The organism is Bartonella sp. MR63HLJHH (genome assembly GCF_042194155.1).
In the GTDB taxonomy this organism is placed as follows: domain Bacteria; phylum Pseudomonadota; class Alphaproteobacteria; order Rhizobiales; family Rhizobiaceae; genus Bartonella; species Bartonella grahamii.
In genome coordinates this window covers 1-935 of the sequence record NZ_JBHIMN010000039.1, presented here as the reverse complement: position 1 = coordinate 935, position 935 = coordinate 1, and the positions used below count along the sequence as shown (strand labels likewise).

Genomic DNA, 935 nt, shown 5'->3' with positions numbered 1-935 from the left:
AAAATTAAGAAATCATTTTCTAAAGAATTTCGCGCGTCTCAGAGTATGTTTAGAGTCGGATATTTGGTTTTTGTGTAAAAATACTTACTAATGCATCCATAATACGTGAAAAATCAAGCGCTAATAAGAGTATAATGAGTACAATCCATTTCGTATAACGAGACATCACTTTTACACTTTTGTAGGTCATGATGATTTCTTGAAGTATTTCTTTTTCTGCTTCTGTAAGCTCTATATCGTCTTGTGTTTTTTTTCTAGCCATGTTTCCACCCACACACGCGTTCACCTAGATTATTGTGCTTTAAAATTTCTCTTGCTAAGTTTGAACTGATGGCGTTCAGATCTTTCTTGTCTAAATAAATTGGCAACCAGCCAACACAAGAAGAAGCATATTTATTTGTCGCGCAACCAGTCAGAGAGAGCAGCACGCACATCAGCATCACTTTTTTGATTAACTTCATTTTCCACCTCCAGCCGTGTTGTGGCTGCTTTTAAAGCTTTTTCTGTTTGCTTTTGTTGCTCTGCTTTTTTCCCAAGAGTAAAAGCTCTTGCTAATGCAATAAAAAAAGCGGCTAAAGCCGCGCCTGTTAGCATCAGATTTCTTTTCATCCATAAGATCATAGGCGGTGCTCCTGAAAGCGTTTAGCAACAAAGAAAATGCCAGCACATGCGGCTAAAACCATAATGGTTGCCAAAGCCCATTGGATTGGTCCATTGCCTGCTAACAAACCACCAAGCCCAGAAAAAGAGCCAATAATCGGAGCAAGTGCTTCTGCTTTGAAAATCCCCGTTGGTGCTTGCGTTTCTACTGTTTGATAATTGGAGGAAACATAAGCCCCTTTTGCCCATAGCCCTGTTTCTGCTGCGCGCCGGTGTGCTAGACCTTCAAGACGCTTCCCGCCTGCTTTGGTCCATTTCTGTAGCTCGGCAGGGAC

2 protein-coding genes and 1 pseudogene are annotated in these 935 nt (G+C 41.2%); all 3 read right to left on the bottom strand.

What is annotated here, in order from left to right:
* Positions 1-49: 49 nt before the first annotated feature.
* The gene (locus ACFIKQ_RS09015) at positions 50-262 is read right to left on the bottom strand and encodes a hypothetical protein (RefSeq protein WP_375635915.1); all 213 of its coding nucleotides are present in this window, start codon (positions 260-262) and stop codon (positions 50-52) included.
* Positions 263-393: 131 nt separating this feature from the next.
* Positions 394-621, bottom strand: coding sequence for a hypothetical protein (locus ACFIKQ_RS09010; protein ID WP_375656309.1), 228 nt, complete (start codon positions 619-621; stop codon positions 394-396).
* A pseudogene (locus ACFIKQ_RS09005) lies at positions 618-935 on the bottom strand (lysozyme); the annotation flags it as partial. The pseudogene ACFIKQ_RS09005 and the gene ACFIKQ_RS09010, both read right to left, overlap by 4 nt.

Bases quoted from the DNA above. Each gene is read 5' to 3' on its own strand.
- ACFIKQ_RS09015 (WP_375635915.1), bottom strand. From the start codon at position 262: ATGGCTAGAAAAAAAACACAAGACGATATAGAGCTTACAGAAGCAGAA.
- ACFIKQ_RS09010 (WP_375656309.1), bottom strand. From the start codon at position 621: ATGATCTTATGGATGAAAAGAAATCTGATGCTAACAGGCGCGGCTTTA.